General features: G+C 70.9%; 16 protein-coding genes and 1 other RNA gene. 2 read left to right on the top strand and 15 right to left on the bottom strand.

The annotated features are described in order from the left end of the window. Window positions 1-31: 31 nt before the first annotated feature. The 7 genes from rnpB to C5708_RS13120 form a co-directional block, all read right to left on the bottom strand. Window positions 32-419: RNase P RNA component class A (gene rnpB / locus C5708_RS13150), an RNA gene on the bottom strand. A gap of 30 nt (window positions 420-449) precedes the next feature. Continuing rightward, complete coding sequence (locus C5708_RS13145) at window positions 450-1013, bottom strand: GNAT family protein (protein ID WP_242921789.1); 564 nt, start codon at window positions 1011-1013, stop codon at window positions 450-452. A 4-nt stretch (window positions 1014-1017) separates the two neighbouring features. Further along, window positions 1018-1737, bottom strand: a complete 720-nt coding sequence (locus C5708_RS13140) for an N-acetylmuramoyl-L-alanine amidase (protein ID WP_242921788.1) — start codon at window positions 1735-1737, stop codon at window positions 1018-1020. After that, window positions 1737-2627: a DMT family transporter gene (locus C5708_RS13135; protein ID WP_242921787.1), complete on the bottom strand. Its 891-nt coding sequence runs from the start codon at window positions 2625-2627 to the stop codon at window positions 1737-1739. Before C5708_RS13135 ends, C5708_RS13140 begins: the two co-directional genes overlap by 1 nt. 52 nt (window positions 2628-2679) lie before the next feature. Continuing rightward, window positions 2680-3681, bottom strand: coding sequence for an NADP-dependent oxidoreductase (locus C5708_RS13130; protein ID WP_242921786.1), 1002 nt, complete (start codon window positions 3679-3681; stop codon window positions 2680-2682). A gap of 149 nt (window positions 3682-3830) precedes the next feature. Continuing rightward, window positions 3831-4133 carry a hypothetical protein gene (locus C5708_RS13125; protein ID WP_242921784.1) on the bottom strand — a complete coding sequence of 101 codons (303 nt, stop codon included), beginning with the start codon at window positions 4131-4133 and terminating at the stop codon, window positions 3831-3833. Window positions 4134-4265: 132 nt separating this feature from the next. Next, window positions 4266-4964, bottom strand: coding sequence for a TerB family tellurite resistance protein (locus C5708_RS13120; RefSeq protein ID WP_242921782.1), 699 nt, complete (start codon window positions 4962-4964; stop codon window positions 4266-4268). 34 nt (window positions 4965-4998) lie between these two features. Between C5708_RS13120 and C5708_RS13115 the strand changes: the two genes are divergently transcribed. Together C5708_RS13115 and C5708_RS13110 are read left to right on the top strand one after the other, a co-directional pair. Further along, window positions 4999-8604, top strand: coding sequence for a hydantoinase B/oxoprolinase family protein (locus C5708_RS13115; RefSeq protein WP_242921781.1), 3606 nt, complete (start codon window positions 4999-5001; stop codon window positions 8602-8604). A 22-nt stretch (window positions 8605-8626) separates the two neighbouring features. Further along, a complete protein-coding gene (locus tag C5708_RS13110) occupies window positions 8627-9373 on the top strand; it encodes a hypothetical protein (protein WP_242921779.1) in 747 nt (248 codons plus the stop codon). 16 nt (window positions 9374-9389) lie between these two features. Here the strand turns inward: C5708_RS13110 and metH are convergent, their stop codons facing one another. The 8 genes from metH to C5708_RS13070 form a co-directional block, all read right to left on the bottom strand. Continuing rightward, the gene (gene metH / locus C5708_RS13105; RefSeq protein ID WP_242921777.1) at window positions 9390-12062 is read right to left on the bottom strand and encodes a methionine synthase; all 2673 of its coding nucleotides are present in this window, start codon (window positions 12060-12062) and stop codon (window positions 9390-9392) included. After that, window positions 12063-12452, bottom strand: coding sequence for a hypothetical protein (locus C5708_RS13100; protein WP_242921775.1), 390 nt, complete (start codon window positions 12450-12452; stop codon window positions 12063-12065). Beyond that, the gene (locus tag C5708_RS13095; RefSeq protein ID WP_242921774.1) at window positions 12452-13513 is read right to left on the bottom strand and encodes a homocysteine S-methyltransferase family protein; all 1062 of its coding nucleotides are present in this window, start codon (window positions 13511-13513) and stop codon (window positions 12452-12454) included. The genes C5708_RS13100 and C5708_RS13095 overlap by 1 nt, the downstream gene beginning before the upstream one ends. Further along, window positions 13510-14370: a subclass B3 metallo-beta-lactamase gene (bla, locus tag C5708_RS13090; RefSeq protein WP_242921773.1), complete on the bottom strand. Its 861-nt coding sequence runs from the start codon at window positions 14368-14370 to the stop codon at window positions 13510-13512. The genes C5708_RS13095 and bla overlap by 4 nt, the downstream gene beginning before the upstream one ends. Continuing rightward, window positions 14367-15308 (bottom strand): methylenetetrahydrofolate reductase [NAD(P)H], encoded by a 942-nt coding sequence (metF, locus tag C5708_RS13085; RefSeq protein WP_242921772.1) that lies wholly within the window; start codon window positions 15306-15308, stop codon window positions 14367-14369. Before metF ends, bla begins: the two co-directional genes overlap by 4 nt. After that, window positions 15305-16276, bottom strand: coding sequence for a metalloregulator ArsR/SmtB family transcription factor (locus tag C5708_RS13080; RefSeq protein WP_242921771.1), 972 nt, complete (start codon window positions 16274-16276; stop codon window positions 15305-15307). Before C5708_RS13080 ends, metF begins: the two co-directional genes overlap by 4 nt. Before the next feature lie 89 nt (window positions 16277-16365). Further along, on the bottom strand, window positions 16366-16731 hold the full coding sequence (locus C5708_RS13075) for a VOC family protein (protein ID WP_242921770.1): 366 nt from the start codon (window positions 16729-16731) through the stop codon (window positions 16366-16368). 29 nt (window positions 16732-16760) lie between these two features. Next, window positions 16761-17756, bottom strand: coding sequence for a 2-hydroxyacid dehydrogenase (locus tag C5708_RS13070; RefSeq protein ID WP_242921769.1), 996 nt, complete (start codon window positions 17754-17756; stop codon window positions 16761-16763). Window positions 17757-17886 lie beyond the last annotated feature (130 nt).

The following is a 17886-nucleotide window of genomic DNA, read 5'->3' as shown; positions in this document are numbered from 1 at the left end:
GGCGCCGCGTCCCATTTTCTCGAAGACGATGATGACCAGACGGCCTGTAAGCCGGGTTCTGTGCCGCCCCGCGAGGGGACGCGGCGATCATTCCTCTGGACCGCCCATTGCTGGACGGTTCTCGCACCCTACCCGGGCGACTGGGCCGGTGAAGCCCTGCCCTCGACGGATCGAGAGCGCGCCGCCCCTATTCGGGCTTGCTCCAGGCGGGGCTTGCCATGCCGTCCCCATTGCTGGGTCCGCGGTGGGCTCTTACCCCACCCTTTCACCCTTCCCGGCCGCGAACGGCCGGCGGTTTGCTTTCTGTGGCGCTATCCCTGGGATCGCTCCCGGCGGGCGTTACCCGCCGCCTTTTCACCGTGGAGCCCGGACTTTCCTCGACGCCCGCAAGCGAGCGCCGCGACCGCCCGGCCGTCTGGTCGGCGCGGAAAGTGATCGCGACCGGCCGTTCAGTCAACCGCGTCGTTCACCCGCCCATAGACGATCTGGTCGCAATAGGCGCCTTTCCAGAGGGCGTAGTCGCGCAACACGCCCTCGCGCTGGAAGCCGTGACGTTCGAGCAGGCCGCAGGAGCGGGCGTTGCCGGGCGTGACCATCGCCTCCAGGCGGCGCAACGCCAGCGCCTCGAAACCGAAGGCGACCATCCTGGGCAGCACCTCGGCCATCACGCCCCGCCCCCAGTGCGCCCGCGACAGGTCGTAGGCGATCTCGCCGCGCCGCCCGCGCTGGACGACCACCGCGTTGAAGCCGCAGGTGCCGATCAGGGCCTCCCCGCCCAGGGCCCGGATCGCCCAGCGGACGCCGACGCCGTCAGCGCGCACGCCCTGGGCCCAGTCGACGATCTCGTGCGCCTGCGACCGCACGGTCAGCGGCTCGATGTCCATGAACTCGGTCACGGCCGGGTCGGAGAAGTGGTCGAACAGCGCGCCGACGTCGCCCCGCTCCAGCGGCCGCAGCTCGAAACGGGGCGTGGTCAGGACGATGTCGCCGCCGAGGACCGCGCCCACGTCCATGGCCTCAGGCCGCCGCCCGCAGCAGATTGACCAGCCGCGCCCGGGTCTCGCCGTCGGCGACGCCGTCGACGCGGGCCGGACGCCAGTGCCGCTGGAAGGCCTCGACGATGGTCGCGGTCCCTTCGTCGAACCTGCCCGAGGGGGCGCTGTCGTAGCCCAGGCGGGTCAGGCCGGCCTGCAGCGCGAACACACCCGTCCCCTCGTCTCCGAGCGACAGCGGCGCGCCGGGCGAAGCCGGCGGCTCGACCCACAGGCCGTGCCCGGCCTCGGCCAGGCGCTTCCAGGGGAACAGCTCGCCCGGGTCCTGCTTGCGGCCGGGGGCGACGTCGGAATGGCCGAGGATGCGGGCGTCCGCCACGTCCCAGCGGCCGCGGACCTCGCCCAGCAGTTCGATCACCGCCGCGATCTGGGCGTCGGGAAAGGGCCGATAGCCGAACTCGTGCCCCGGATTGACGATCTCGACGCCGATCGAGACGCTGTTGATGTCGTTCTCGCCGCGCCAGAACGACTTGCCCGCGTGCCAGGCGCGGCGTTCTTCGGCGACCAGCGAGAACACCCGGCCGTCCTCCTCGACCAGATAATGCGCCGACACCTTGGCGGCCGGATCGCGCAGCCGGGCCAGAGCCGCCTCGCCGCCGCGCATGCCGGTGTAGTGCAGGACGATCATGTCCGGCGGCGCCTTGCGGGCGTCGAAGTTCGGCGACGGCGCGGGGATGAGGTCCATCAGACCCGGTTCCTCATGAGCAAGAGCAGCGAAGCGGCCCGGTTGGGCCGCAGGGCGATGATCAGCACGCCCAATAGCGCGATCGCGGCGCCGACCGCCATCCGCAAGTCGAAATGGTCGTGGGTGATCGCCACGCCGAAACCGATGGTGGCCAGGGGCGTCATCAGGGTGAGCGGCGAGATCAGATTGGCCTCGTAGCGCTGGATCAGGCCGTAATAGGCGGTGTGGGCGGCGACCGACACCACCAGGGCCGAGAACACCACCCCGGCGACGAAACCCCAGCCGGCCGAGACGCCGGCCGCGACCTGGCCCGGCTCGACGAACGCCGACAGCGCCGCCAGCGGCGGGAACGAGCAGAAACCCACCCAAGCCTGGAACTGCAATGGCCGCACGCCGTCCATCTGCTTCATCATCACCGCGCCCAGCGAGCCGGTGAAGGCCGAGCCGACGATGAATAGAAGGCCGCCCGACAGCGCCACCCCGCGCGGGTCCCAGATCACCGTCAGGGCTCCGATGAAGGTCAGGGCGATGCCCAGGCCGCGCCGCCAGCGGATGCGCTCGCCCAGGATCAGCACCGAGAGCAGCGTGGTGATCGGCACGCCGAGCTGGCTGACCACGGCCACGCCCGACGGGCTGGCCGTCTTCAGGCCCACGAACAACAGGGCGAAATTGCCGGCCCCCATCAGCAGGCCCACCGCGATCAGCCGCCAGATCGGCCGCGGCGCCGGCAGCAGCCAGGGCGACACCGCCGCCGCGACGATGGCGAAGCGGACGGCGGCGTAGAACAGCGGCGGCACGCCCATGTGGGCGATGACGATCTTGCTGATGACGTTGTTGAGCGCCCACACCAGGCAGACGGCGACCAGCAGGACGAAATCGCGGAGGGTCATGCCCTCGGCTTAGAGCGTTTCCGCGAGGGTCGGCAAGCCGGCTTATCGCCGTTCAGGAAACCCGCACCATCCGCTTGCCGACATTGTCGCCGGCCAGCAGGCCGATCAGCGCGGCCGGGGTGTTCTCCAGGCCGTCGACGATGTCCTCGCGCACCTTGAGGCGGCCCTCGTCGACCCAGGCCTGGAGATCGGCCAGGGCCTGCTCGCGACGGTCGTCGAAGTCGGTGACCACGAAGCCGCGCAGGGTGAGCCGCTTGGTGACGATCAGGCCCGGCACGCCGCGCGGGCCGTGGGCGGGCGCGGCCCCGTCGTACTGGGACACCGCGCCGCAGCAGGCGATGCGCCCGCCCAGGTTCATGGCGAACAGGCAGGTCTCCAGCACATCGCCCCCGACATTGTCGAAATAGACGTCGACGCCTTGCGGGCAGGCCGCCCTGAGCGCCCGGCGGAAGTCCGGCGCCTTGTAGTCGACGGCGGCGTCGAAGCCGAGTTCGTCCACCAGCAGCGCGCCCTTGGCCGCGCCGCCGGCGACGCCCACCACCCGGCAGCCCTTGATCTTGCCGATCTGGCCGACGATCGAGCCGACCGAGCCGGCGGCGGCCGACACCACCAGGGTCTCGCCCGGGTTCGGCCGACCGCATTCCAGCAGGCCGAAATAGGCGGTCAGGCCGGCGATCCCGAACACGCTGAGCAGGCGACTGAGCGGCTCGATCCTCGGCAGCTTCTGGACGCTGTCCGCCGCCAGGACGGCGAAGTCGCGCCAGCCGACGTCGGCGAAGACCAGGTCGCCGGGAGCGAGGCCCGGCGCGCGGGACTCCAGCACCTCGGCGACGCCGCCGCCGGCCATCACCTGCCCCGCCTCGACGGCGGAGCGATAGGTCGCGCCCTGCATCCAGGCCCGGTTGGCGGCGTCCAGCGAGATCAGGCGGACGCGGACCAGGATCTCGCCCGGGCCCGGCCGCGGCGTCGGGGCCTCGGCCAGCCGGAAATGTTCCAGCTCAAGCTTGCCCTGCGGCCTGGCGGCCAGAAGGATCTGGCGGTTGATCTCGGCCATCGGCGTTCCTCCGCGTTTTCTTCAGCCGACGATCCGCCGAAGCGCAGGGCGATCCAAGTGAAAACAGGAGCGGGGCGCAAAGCGAAACGGCCGCCTTCCCATGGAAGGCGGCCGCCCGCTCGGCTGATCCAGCCGCGAAATCGTGAAGGTCAGCGGGCCTGGCGGTCCCAGCCGTAGGCCACCCAGGAATGGCCGCCGACGTTGTGCGCCTCGATGATCGAGGGGTCGGCGGGCCGCGCGCGGGCGGTCGATCGGCGCGCGCGCATGGCCAACCCGGCCAGGGCCAGCAGGCAGCTGGCCATCAGCGCGATGACCACCACCGTCGCCGCGAAGAACACCGCCAGCACCGCCGCGACCGCGGCGGCGGCGGCGGTCGCCAGCGCACCGCCGATCCAGGCGAGACTCTTCCAGGCGGAACCGCCGTTCCGAGCGGCGCTCGATTGTGCGCCCATCAGCCTGTCCATCCGTATCCTCGTCGTAGGGGTCAAGCCCCAGCCAAACAGTATGTCGGCGCCCTCGGAGCTTCCGTCAACCTTTCGGCGGCGGAAGGGACCGAATTCGCCGAAGAAAACAGCACCTCGTCTTCAATAAGCGGCCAGAACGGGCGCCAGTTCCCGCCGCTCGCGAACCACCGCGTCATAGGCCGCGTTGATGGCCGCCGACTTGATCTGGGCCACCTCGACATATTCGGCCGGCAGGCCCTGGGCGATGACCCTGTCGGGGTGGGCGGCGGCCAGGGCGCGCCGCCAGGCCGCCCGCACCGTCTCGTCCGGGGCGTCGGCCGCCACGTCCAGCACCACGTAGGGATCGTCGGCGCCGGCGCCCAGATGGATCGCCTTGATCCGGCGGAAGGCCAGCGGCGACAGGCCGAACATCAGCGCCACCTGCTCCAGGTAGTCGAGCTCGTCGTGGGTGACGACGCCGTCGGACTTGGCGATATGGAACAGGCCGTCGAGCACGTCCTCCAGCAGCTGCGGGCAACCGCGATACCGCTTGGCCAGGCGCCGGGCGTAGCTTTCGAATCCCCTGGTGGACTGCCGCGCAAGATCGTACAGCCGTTCCACGTCGCGCTCGGCGGCGGGATCGGGTTGGAAGACTTCTGCGAAGGCCGCGAACTCCGAATGGTCGGCGCGGCCGTCGGCCTTGGCCAGCTTCGCGCCCAGGGCGGTGACGGCGGTCGAGAACGCCGGGTCCTCGCCGGGCGGGCCGGCAGGACAGTCCGGGCATTCGGCCGCGTCCACCTTGCGGACGGCCAAGCCTGCTATCTTGCGCCAGAAGCTCATGGGAACCATTGCAGTTTAGGATCGTGGCCGCACAATGACAACGACCAACGCCGCCGCAAGTTACGAATGGGTCATCTGGATCGACCGCGGCGGAACCTTCACCGACATCATCGGCCGCGACGGGGCGGGACGCACCCACAGCCTGAAACTGCTGTCGACCTCGGACGCCTACGAGGACGCCGCCGTCGAGGGGATGCGCCGGCTGCTGGGCGCGCAGCCCGGCCAGCCCTTCCCCGCCGAGCGCGTCACCGCCATCAAGATGGGCACGACGGTGGCCACCAACGCCCTGCTGGAGCGCAAGGGCGCCAAGACCCTGCTGGTCGCCACCCGCGGCTTCGCCGACGCCCTGGTCCTCGGCGACCAGGCCCGGCCGGACCTCTTCGCCCTCGACGTCGTCCGCCCCGCCCCCCTCTACGCCGGCGTCGTCGAGGCGGACGAGCGGCTGGCGGCGGACGGCGCGGTGGTCGCCCCCCTCGACCGCGATGCGTTGCTCGCCCGCCTGAAGCAGGCGGCCCTCGACGGCTACGAAAGCGCGGCCGTCGCCTTCCTGCACGCCGACCTCAATCCGGTCCACGAACTGGCCGCCGCCGAGCTGGCCCGCGAGGCCGGCCTGTCGTTCGTGGCCCTGTCGCACCAGGTCTCGCCCCTGCCCCGCTATGTCGCGCGGGCCGAGACCACGGTGGCGGACGCCTATCTGACCCCCGCCCTGCAGGCCTATGTCCAGCGGGTGGCCCGCGCGGTCGCGGGCGCGCCGCTGTACTTCATGACCTCGAACGGCGGCCTGGTCCGCGCCGAGACCTTCCGGGGCAAGGACGCCGTAGTCTCCGGCCCGGCCGGCGGCGTGGTCGGCGTGGCGCGGACGGCCGACGCCGCCGGCGCCCGCGCCGCCCTCGGCTTCGACATGGGCGGCACCTCGACCGACGTCTGCCGCTACGCCGGCGCGCTGGAGCGGCGCGACACCGCCAAGGTGGCCGGGGTCAAGGTCCGCGCGCCGATGCTGGACGTCGAGACGGTGGCCGCCGGCGGCGGCTCGATCCTGGCCTTCGACGGCCTGCGCGCCCGCGTCGGCCCGGACAGCGCCGGGGCCGATCCCGGCCCGGCCGCCTACGGCAAGGGCGGCCCGGCCACCGTGACCGACGCCAATCTGGTGCTGGGGCGGATCGACCCGCGCTTCTTCCCGGCGGTGTTCGGGCCGACCCACGACCGACCGCTCGACCTCGCCGCCGCCCGCGCGCGCCTCCAGGCCCTGGCCGACGCCATGGGCGCCGAGAGCGCCGAAGCCGCCGCCGAGGGCTTCATCGCCGTCGCCGTCGAACAGACCGCCCAGGCGGTGCGCCGCATATCCACCGAGCGCGGCTTCGACCCCCGCGACCACGCCCTGGTCGCCTTCGGCGGCGCCGCCGGCCAGATCGCCTGCTGGGCGGCCGAAGCCCTCGGCGCCGCCGACATCCTCAGCCCCCGCTACGCCTCGTTGCTTTCGGCCTGGGGCATCGGCCAGGCCGAGGTGCGCGCCCTGCGTCAGGCGGGACTGGAAAAACCATTGGACGACAACGGCTTGGCTCAGGCTCGTGACACGGCCGAGGCCCTGCGTCGGGAAGCCGAGACCGCCCTCGCCGCCCAGGGCGCGGCCGTGGGCGAGGTGCAGCTTCGCCTGATGCTGCGCTATGACGGCGCCGACGCCGCCCTGCCGGTCCCGCTAGGTCCCGTCGCCGAGGCCAAGGCCGCCTTCGAGACCGCCCACCAGCGGCTGTTCGGCTTCGTCGAGCCGACCCGGCCGATCCTCGTCGCCAGCGTCGAGGTCGAGGCGGCCGCGGCGGCCTCGCTGACGCCACCCGCCACAGCCGCCGCCCCGCCGCCGGCCGCTGGCGACGAAGGCGCGACGACGACGCGGCTCTACGCCGACGACGCCTTCCACGCCGCGCCCATCCTGCACGCCGAACGGCTGACCCAGGCTGTGGACGGGCCGGCCCTGATCGTGCGGGGCGACACCCAGATCGCCGTCGCCCCCGGCTGGCGCGCCCGTCCGGAGGCGGACGGCCTGATCCGCCTGGAGCGCATCGCCGCCGCCGCGATCCGCGCCGACGAGGCCGGCGACCGCCCAGACCCGGTGACGCTGGAGTTGTTCAACCGGCGCTTCATGGGCGTGGCCGAGGCGATGGGCGCGGCGCTGGAGCGCACCGCCCACTCGGTGAACATCAAGGAGCGGCTGGACTTCTCCTGCGCCCTGTTCGACGTCGAGGGCGGGCTGGTGGCCAACGCCCCGCACATGCCGGTGCACCTGGGCTCGATGGGGGCCAGCGTGCGGGCCGTCCGCGACCGCCATCCGGCCCTGCGGCCGGGCGACGCCTTCGTGCTCAACAACCCCTATGCCGGCGGCACCCACCTGCCCGACATCACCGTGGTCATGCCGGTGTTCATGAGCCAGGGCGACGCCGCGCCCAGCTTCTATGTCGCCGCGCGGGGACACCACGCCGACGTCGGCGGCGTGCAGCCGGGCTCGATGCCCCCCTTCTCGACCACCATCGCCGAGGAAGGCGTCCTGCTCGACGCCCTGCCGTTGATGCGCGACGGCCGGCTGCTCGAGGCCGAGATCCGCGCGGCCCTGGCCGCCGGCCCATGGCCCGCCCGCAATCCCGACCAGAACATCGCCGACCTCAAGGCCCAGATCGCCGCCTGCCAGGCGGGGGCGGCCTCGGTGGCCGAGATGATCCGGGCCTTCGGCCCCGGCGTGGTCGCCCGCTACATGGGCTTCGTGCAGGACAACGCCGCCGCCTCGGTGCGGCGGGCGATCGGGCGCCTGCGCGACGGGGCGGCCCGGGCGCCGATGGACGGCGGCGGCGAGATCGTGGTGCGCACCACCGTCGACGCGGCCGCCGGCGAGGCCGTGCTCGACTTCACCGGCACCAGCGCCGTGCTCGGCTCGAACTTCAACGCCCCGTCGGCCATCGTCGACGCGGCCGCCCTCTATGTGTTCCGCACCCTGGTCGACGACGAGATCCCGCTGAACGCCGGCTGCCTCAAGCCCCTGCGCATCGTCGTGCCGCCCGGCTCGATGCTGAACCCCGCCCCGCCGGCCGCCGTGGTCGCCGGCAATGTCGAGACCAGCCAGCATGTGGTCGACGCGCTCTACGCCGCCCTCGGCGTCATGGCCAACGCCCAGGGCACGATGAACAACTTCACCTTCGGCGACGCGACGCGGCAGTACTATGAAACCATCTGCGGCGGCGCAGGGGCGACCGCCGACGCCGACGGGGCCTCGGGCGTGCATACCCACATGACCAACTCGCGGCTGACCGATCCCGAGATCCTGGAACGGCGTTTCCCCGTGCGCGTCGAGACCTTCGCCCTGCGGCCCGGCTCAGGCGGCGCAGGGAACAAGCGCGGCGGCGACGGCGTGGTCCGGCGCATCCGCTTCCTCGCGCCCATGGAGGCGGCTCTGCTGTCCACCCGGCGCGAGCATGCGCCGCAGGGATTGGCCGGGGGCGATGCAGCCCTTTGCGGCCGTCAGCGTTTGATAACCTCCTCCGGCGCGGTAAACACCCTGCCGGGCTGTTTCTCAGTCGCCGTCCAGCCCGGCGACGCCATCGAGATCGAGACGCCGGGAGGCGGCGGCTTCGGTCCGGTCGGCGCCGCCGGCTGACGCAAGCAAGGACGTTTCCTGTATGGCCGTTGCGCCCCTTTTCGCCCTAGCCCTGATGATGACCGGCGCCGCCGGAGCGGCCGACGCGCCGCCCGGCCCGGAGACGGAGGAGCGCCTGCCCGCCGGCGCGCCCTCCGACGACTACGAGTTCGTCGCCTGGTGCTACGGGGTCCTCGGCGGCCACATGGAGCTGTTCAAGGAGGTCAAGCCGGAGCTGGACGCGATCTCCAAGCGCTGGAACAGCGTCAAGGAGGACGCCAAGGACTACGCCGAGCAGCAGGCGGCCGGCCGCGACGCGCTGAAGCTGTTCTCCGCCTCGATAACGGCGGCCGAGAAGGCCAGCCCGCAGCCGATTCACGACCGCGGTCTGGCCGCGGCCGCCAAGGGGCGCGGCATGTGGTCCCCCGCCCAGTTCGCCGACAAGAAGCTGGCCGCCTATTCCTGGATGAACTGGGGCCTGCCGGAACGGTGCGAGACCGTGGCCAAGCGGCTGCAGGTCCGCTCGCTGCTGGCCGCGCCCGCCTTGCAGGCCAACGCCGACCCGGCGCCGGCCGACGCCGCCAAGGACGCCCCCAAGGTCGAGGACGCCGCGCCGGCGGCGCCCGACGCGCCGGCCCCGGCCGAGAGCGCCGCGCCGGCCCCGGCCCCGGCCAAGAAGGGCAAGGCGGCCAAGAAGCCCGCCAGCTTCGTCGTCGATCCCAACAACCCGCAGCCCTGCCCCGGCCGGCTTGAGCCGGGCAAGAACGGCGCGATGCTCTGCAAGCTCTGACCGCAGGGCGAGGCGGTCAGGCGGCCGCCTCGCGCCTCGGGGCGTTGGGGTCGTAGTTGAGGATCGGCGACAGCCACCGCTCGGCCTTGGCGACCTCCCAGCCCTTGCGGCGGGCGTAGTCCTCGACCTGATCGCGGTCGATCTTGCCGACGCCGAAATAGTGCGCCTGCGGGTGGCCGAAATAGAGCCCGCTGACCGCCGCGCCGGGGCTCATGGCGAAGCTCTCTGTCAGGGTGATCCCGGTCTCAGCCTCGGCGTCCAACAGACGGAAAAGCGTGTCCTTTTCGGTGTGGTCGGGCTGGGCCGGATAACCGGGCGCCGGGCGGATGCCCTGGTATTTCTCGCCGATCAGCGCCTCGGCGTCGAAGCCCTCGTCCGGCGCGTAGCCCCAAAGCTCGGTGCGGACCTTGTGGTGCAGCGCCTCGGCGAAGGCTTCGGCCAGCCGGTCGGCCAGGGCCGAGGCCATGATCGCCGAATAGTCGTCCCCCGCCGCCTTGAACCTGGCGACGATCTCGTCCTCGCCATGGCCGGCGGTGACCGCGAAGCCGCCGACATAGTCGGCCCCCGCCCCGACCGGCGCGACGAAGTCGGCCAAGGCGAGGTTGGCCTTGCCCTCGGTCTTGGCCATCTGCTGGCGCAGAGTGTGCAGGCGGCCGATCTCACGGTCGCGGTTCTCATCGGCATAGACGACGACGTCATCGCCTTCGGCGTTGGCGGGCCACAGGCCGACCACGCCCCTGGCCTCGAACCAGTTCTCGGCGACGATCTTGTCCAGCATCTCGCGCGCGTCGGCGTAGAGGCTGCGAGCGGCCTCGCCGACCACGTCGTCTTCAAGGATCTGCGGATAGCGGCCGATCAGCTCCCAACTGGCGAAGAAGGGCGACCAATCGATGTATTTAACTAAATCTTTCAGATCATAAGGCGCGAAAGTTCGCGTTCCGATGAACGTCGGCTTCGGCGCGGCATAGGCCGGCCAATCGATAGCGAACCGCCGGGCGCGGGCGTCGGCCAGGCTGGTGCGGGCCTTGACCTCCTGGCCGCGGGCGAACTGCTCGCGCACGCGGATGTACTCGGCGCGGGTGGCGGCGACGGTCTTCTCCCGCTCGGTCGGCGACAGCAGGTTCGAGACCACCCCGACCGCCCGGCTGGCGTCCAGCACATAGGTGGTCGAGCCGCGATGATAGGCCGGCTCGATCTTGACCGCCGTGTGGGTGCGGCTGGTGGTGGCCCCGCCGATCAGCAGCGGAATGTCGAAGCCGCGCCGCTCCATCTCGGCGGCGACGAACACCATCTCGTCCAGCGACGGGGTGATCAGGCCCGACAGGCCGACCACGTCGACCTTGTGCTTCTCGGCCTCGTCGAGGATGCGGTCGGCCGGCACCATCACGCCGAGGTCGATGACCTCGTAATTGTTGCACTGTAGGACCACGCCGACGATGTTCTTGCCGATGTCGTGGACGTCGCCCTTGACGGTGGCCATCAGGATCTTGCCCGCCGCCTCGCGCGGCTTGCCTTCCTTCTCGGCCTCCATGAACGGCATCAGATAGGCCACGGCCTGCTTCATCACCCGCGCCGACTTGACCACCTGGGGCAGGAACATCTTGCCCGCGCCGAACAGGTCGCCGACCACGTTCATGCCGCTCATCAGCGGGCCTTCGATGACGTGCAGCGGCCGCTCGGCCTGCAGCCGCGCCTCTTCGGTGTCGGCGATGATGAATTCGGTATTGCCGTGGACCAGGGCGTAGCTCAGCCGCTCGGCCACCGGCGCGTTGCGCCAGGCCAGGTCGACGACCTTCTCGGCCCCCTTCTCGCCCTTGTACTTGGGCGCGAGGTCGACCAGCCGCTCGGTCTGCGAGCCGCCGCCTTTCGGCTTGCGATTGAGGATGACGTCCTCGACCGCCTCGCGCAGTTCGGCGTCGATGTCGTCATAGACCGGCAGGTCGCCGGCGTTGACGATGCCCATGTCCATGCCGGCGTTGATGGCGTGGTACAGGAACACCGAGTGGATCGCCCGCCGCACCGGCTCGTTGCCGCGGAAGCTGAACGACACGTTCGACACCCCGCCCGACACCCGCGCATAGGGCAGAAGCTGCTTGATCCGCCGCGTCGCCTCGATGAAGTCGACGGCGTAGTTGTCGTGCTCCTCGATCCCGGTCGCCACGGCGAAGATGTTGGGGTCGAAGATGATGTCCTCGGGCGCGAACCCGACCTTGTCGACCAGGGTGTTATAGGCCCGCTCGCAGATCTCGACCTTGCGGTCGGCGGTGTCGGCCTGCCCGATCTCGTCGAAGGCCATCACCACCACCGCCGCGCCGTAGCGCTGGCAGAGCCGGGCCTGCTGCAGGAACTTCTCCTCGCCCTCCTTCAGGCTGATCGAATTGACGATCGCCTTGCCCTGGACGCACTTCAGTCCGGCCTCGATCACCTCCCACTTGGAGCTGTCGATCATGATCGGCACGCGGGCGATGTCGGGCTCGGAGGCGATCAGGTTCAGGAAGGTGACCATGGCCTGCTTCGAATCCAGCAGGCCTTCGTCCATGTTGATGTCGATGACCTGGGCGCCCGCCTCGACCTGCTGGCGCGCCACCGACAGGGCGGCCGCGTAGTCGCCCTCGACCACCAGCTTCTTGAACTTGGCCGAGCCGGTGACGTTGGTGCGCTCGCCGATATTGACGAAAACAGGTCTCACTTACGCAGTTCCTTGATCGACGGGCGGCTCGCGGCCGGCCAGGGCCAGCCGTCGGCTGATGATCGCCTGGGGCGCGCCGGCGACGACGATGGCCGGCCAGCTCTCGGGCGACTTCTGTTTCTGTTGCTGAAGGATGGCGACAAGGCGCGACAGCAGGGTCATGTCCGCCTGCCCGGCCAGGCGCACGATGGCGGCCGGCGGGGCGGCAAGATCGGCGGCGGCGGTCGGTCCCGGCGGCAGCTCAAGGCGGCGGCAGACCTCGAAGAACGCCGTGCCCAGCGCGCCGAGCGCCTTGTCGCTGACCGCCTTGCGGCTCAGGCGGTTGCGCATGTCGCGGGCCTGCTCGACCTCGACGGGGCTGAGCGCCAGTTTCTTGTCGTGCGGCAGCATCAGGCGAGCTCGAACGGCTCCAGGCCCGACAGGCGCATGGCTTTCGGCCGCTCGGGGATCTGGCGCGGGGTCACTCCGGCCACCGCCTCGGCGACATGGCGGATGTGGTCGGGCGTCGTGCCGCAGCAGCCGCCAAGGATGTTGACCAGCCCCGCCTCGGCCCATTCGTGCAGCATGTGGCCGGTCTCGTGCGGCTCCTCGTCGTACTCGCCGAAGGCGTTGGGCAGGCCGGCGTTGGGATAGGCCGCGACCAGGGTGTCGGCGATGCGGGCGATGTCGGCGATGTGCGGCCGCATCAACTCGGCGCCGAGGGCGCAGTTGAAGCCGACCGCGAACGGCTTGGCGTGGCGCACCGAGTTCCAGAACGCCTCGGCCGTCTGGCCCGACAGGGTGCGGCCCGAACGGTCGGTGATGGTGCCGGAGATCCAGATCGGCAGCGGCTCCAGCCCGTCGTCCTCCAGGTCGAGGATGGCCTTGATCGCCGCCTTGCAGTTCAGGGTGTCGAACACCGTCTCGACCAGGAACAGGTCGACGCCGCCGTCGTGCAGGGCCAGGGCCTGCTCGCGGTAGGAATCATAGACCTGATCGAAGGTCACCGCCCGCGCGCCGGGATCGTTGACGTCAGGGCTGATCGACAGGGTGCGGTTCAGCGGCCCGATCGAGCCGGCGACGAAACGCGGCTTGTGCGGCTCCTTCGCGGTCCAGGCGTCGGCGCTGGCGCGGGCGATGCGCGCGCCTTGCAGGTTGAGGTCGCGGACCGCCGCCTCCATGCCGTAGTCGGCCATGCCGATGGCGGTCGAGGAGAAGGTGTTGGTCTCGGAAATGTCGGCGCCGGCGGCGTAGTAGGCGTCGTGCAGCTTGCCGATGATGTCCGGCCGGGTCAGGCACAGAAGGTCGTTGTTGCCCTTCTGCGGGTGGTTGTGGTCCCGGAACAGCGCGCCGCGATAGTCCTCCTCGGACAGCTTCTCCTTCTGGATCATCACGCCCCAGGAGCCGTCGAGGATCAGAATGCGCTCCTTGGCGGCCGCCTTGAGGGCGGCGATACGGTCGGCGCGAGTCATCGTGCGGCCCCCTGCTGGCGGGCGAGCTCCCGCTGGAATTCCTGTTCCGACCTGGCGACGTAGCGCGACATCTCGCCGGGATCGACAAACGGGTTCGAACCCGGGGTCAGCGCCCTGCCGCGCTTCGCGGCCAGGTCGGCCATTTCGGGATGGTTGGGCAGGAAGAGGTCGGCTGGCGTGGCCTTGAGGCGGGTGAAGCTCTGGCGATAATCATCGACGATGCGGGGATAGGCCTTGTTGCCGACCAGCGCGTTACCGGCCACCGAGGTCGACCCGTAGAACACCGCGTTCAGCGGCCGTCCCTTGTCGTTGACCGCCAGGGTCCAGGTCGTGCAGCCCGGCGTGTGGCCCGGCGTCAGCACGGCGATGAGCACCGTCTCGCCCAGCTTGATCTTGTCGCCGTCGCGCACGGTGCGGTCGACCTTGACCGGCGGGAAGCTGACCTCGCCGTTCTCGTTGTCGCCGATGTGCCGGCCCTGCTCCAGCGCCTTGCGGTCGCCGCCGCTGGCGTAGAGTTTGGCGCCGGTGTCGGCCTTGAGCTTGGCCAGCCCCCCGGCGTGGTCGATATGGGCGTGGGTGTTGAGCAGGATCTTCACGTCCGCCGCCTTGAAACCCAGCCTGCGGATATTGGCCTCGATGATGTCGGCGCCGCCGTCCGGCATGCCGCCGTCGATCAGGATCAGCCCGCTCGAGGTCGAGATCAGATAGGCGCTTAGCCCTTCGGACCCGACGTAATAGATGTTGCCGGCCACGTGATAGGGCTCGGTCGGCTTGGTCCAGGCCGCCGGCCAGGCCGCCGCCAGGGCCGGAAGCGCGAGGGCGACGAGGCCCGCGGCGATGCTGGCGAACTTCCTCATGCCCCGACGGCCTCCGCATGTTCGCGCACGCCCAGCACGCGGCAGATCGCGTAGACGAGGTCGGCGCGGTTGAGGGTGTAGAAGTGGAAGTCGGAGAAGCCCTGCTCCTCCAGCTTGGCGCACATCTCGGCGGCCACCGAACAGGCGATCAGCCGGCGGGTGTCGGGATCGCCATCCAGCCCGTCGAACAGGTTGGCCAGCCAGGCGGGAATGGTCGCCTGGCAGGCGGCCGCCATCTTCACCAGCCCCTTGAAATTGGTCACCGGCATGATCGCCGGCACGATGGGGATGGTGATCCCGGCGCCGCGCACCCGGTCGACGAAGCGCAGGAAGGCGTCGATGTCGAAGAAGAACTGGCTGACGCCCAGCGTCGCGCCAGCGTCGACCTTGGCCTTGAGCACGTCGATGTCGTGCTCCATCGACGGGCTTTCGGGGTGTTTCTCGGGATAGACGCCGACCAGCACCTCGAACGGGGCGACCGCGCGCAGGGCGGCGGTCAGCTCGGTGGCGTTCTTGTAGCCGTCCTCGCGCGGGACATAGACCCCGCCCACGCCGCCGGGCGGATCACCGCGCAGGGCGACGACATGGCGCACGCCGGCCGCCCAGTAGTCGCGGATCACCGCATCGACCTCCTCGCGCGAGGCGTCGACGCAGGTCAGGTGCGCGGCGGGCTTGAGCCCGGTCTCCTCGATGATCCGGCGCACGGTGCGGTGGGTGCGCTCCCGGGTCGAACCGCCGGCCCCGTAGGTCACCGAGACGAAGGACGGGTTCAGCGGCTCCAGCCGGCGGATCGCCGACCACAGGCTCTCCTCCATCTCCGGCGTCTTGGGCGGGAAGAACTCGAACGAGCAGCGGATACGGCTGTGTTCGCGCTCGCCGGCACGGGCCACCGGGCCGATCACGCGGCGAGGTTCGATGATGGCGGCGGCGGCGGTCATGCGGCGGTCCTTTGTTTCTCACCCTGGCGGGCGGCGGACCAGACCTTGACGGTCAGGCCCTGGGCGTCGGTCGGCGGCAGGGCGGCCGACGCGGGCGCCTCCAGGCCGGCGGCGGCGAACCAGCGGCCGATCTCGTCGTCCGAGAAGCCGAGCCGGCGATGCTGATGCGCCTCGCGCAGGAATTCCAGCCCGTGCGGGGCGAAGTCGACGATGAGCAGGCGGCCGCCCGGCGCCACCAGGCGCGCGGCCTCGGCCACGGCGGCGGCGGGGTCGGACAGGTAGTGCAGCACCTGGTGCACCACCACCAGATCGGCGGCGCCGTCCGGCAGCCGGGTGGCGAAGATGTCGCCATGACGCAGCTCGGCGCCCTCCAGCCCCTCCTCCGAGGCGTGGCGGCGGGCGATGTTCAGCATCTGCTGCGACATGTCGAGGCCGAGCACCGACCTGGCCCGCGGCGCCAGCAGGGTCAGCATGCGGCCGGTGCCGGTGCCCAGGTCGACCAGCCGCTCGAACGGCCCCGCCCCGGCGGCGGCCAGGATGGCGGCCTCGACATCGGCCTCGGAGACGTAGAGCGAACGGATCTCGTCCCAGCGGGCGGCGTTCTGGGCGAAGTAGGCGGCCGCCTCGGCCGACCGCTCGGCCCGCACCGCCTCCAGCCGCTCGGCGTCACGCTGGGTGACCGGGTCGGCGGGATCGATGAGGTCCAGCGCGCCGTCCAGCAGGGGCCGTGCGCCGCCGTGGGCGGAAAGCCGATAGAAGACCCAGGCGCCGTCGGGGAATCGCTCGATAAGGCCGGCTTCGCTGAGCAGCTTCAGGTGCCGCGAGACCCGGGGCTGGCTCTGGTCCAGTATGCGGCTGAGCTCCATCACGGCCAGCTCTTCGCTGGCCAGCAGAGCCAGGATGCGCAGGCGCGTGGGCTCGCCCGCCGCGCGCAGCACCTCGACCACCTGATCCGAACCCATCGCCATGGACCATATAAAGATATCTTTATATGGTTATGTAAAGCGAAAATCTCGCCTTGGGGACGGGTTCCTCGGGGGCGGGCTCGGAGACGGGCTCAGGCGGCCTTGGGCTCCCACAGCTCGATCTTGAGCCCGGCCGGGTCCAGCAGCCAGGCGAAGCGGCCGTTCGGATCGCTGTCGTCGCGGCTCAGCGGCTCGACGCCCTCGGTCTTGGCCCGCTCCAGCACCCCGTCGAGGTCGTCGACCATCAGGTTGATCATGAACGTCGCCTGCGACGGCGCGAAATAGTTGGAGTCGGCGCGAAACGGGCTCCAGATCGCCGCGCCCCGGCCAAGGGCCGGAAAAGCCGCTCCGCCCCACGGCTCGATCTCGAAGCCGAGCACCCGCCGGTACCACGCCCGCAAGTCGTCGGCGTTCTCGACCTTGAAGAACACGCCGCCCAGTCCGATCACCTTGGCCATATGCCGCTCCCCGCCAACGTCCGCGTTCCTCAGCGATATTCCTCGACCGCTTCTCTCGCGCGCGGCTCGGCCGAGCCGCCGACCGGGCTGGCCAGGGGTTCGCCATGGAAGAAGCAGCGCAGGTTCTCCAGGCACATGGCCACCATCTGCGGCGCCGATTCCAGGGTCGCGCCGGCGGTGTGCGGCGTCAGCACCGTGTTGGGCACGTCCTTCCAGCGGGCGGCCGGCGTCGGCTCCTTCTCGAACACGTCCAGGGCCGCCATGCCCAGCCGGCCGTCCTTCAGCGCCGCGATCAGGGCGTCCTCGTCCACCACCGAGCCGCGGGCGACATTGACCAGGCAGCCGCGCGGCCCCAGGGCCTCGATCACCGCCCGGTCGATCAGGCCCCGGTTCGCCGCCTCGGCCCGGCAGGCGACCACCAGCACGTCGGAATCCTTGGCCAGGTCGAGCAGGCTGGAGGCGCGCGGCCAGCGGGCGTCGGGCTTGGGCCGCGGCCCCCACCACGCCACCTGCAGGCCGAAGACCTCGAGCCGCCGCGCCACCGCCTCGCCGATGCCGCCCAGTCCGACCACGCCGGCCTTCTTGCGGCCGAGCGAGCGGCGGGCGTTGAGCCGCTCATGCCCCTCCCAACGGCCGTCGCGCACCCGGCGGTCGCCCTCCACCAGACCGCGCCACACCGCGATCAGCGAACCGACCGCGTGGTCGGCCACATCGTCGGCGTTGAGGCTGGGGGCGTGGGTGACGGCGACGCCGTGCGCCCGGCACCACGGCACGTCGACGCCGTCATAGCCGACGCTGACGCAGGCGATCAGGCCGAGCCTGGGCATCTCGGCCAGGAGGTCCGGCTCCAGGCGGAATTCTCCGGCGTGGACGACGGCCTGCACCTTGCGGCCGACGCCGTCCAGGAAGGCCAGCCGATCCTTGTGCTCCCACAATCGCGCGACGACATAGGCCGGTTCGAGCAGGGGCTGCATCGGCAGCAGCATCTCGTGCGAGAGCAGGATGACGGGCTTGGCGTCGGGCATCGGCGGGCTCCACGGACAGCGTCCGCCGAAAGACTATACCCGCCGGGCGCAGCCCGTCATGATATTCAACCGTATCGCGACGCGCCGCCGCGCAGATCGTCGTCCGTTCGCAAAACGAGAAAAGATCGCT

This window comes from Caulobacter sp. CCUG 60055 (assembly GCF_022750545.1).
In the GTDB taxonomy this organism is placed as follows: domain Bacteria; phylum Pseudomonadota; class Alphaproteobacteria; order Caulobacterales; family Caulobacteraceae; genus PUIC01.
This window is presented reverse-complemented; position numbering and strand designations above follow the sequence as displayed.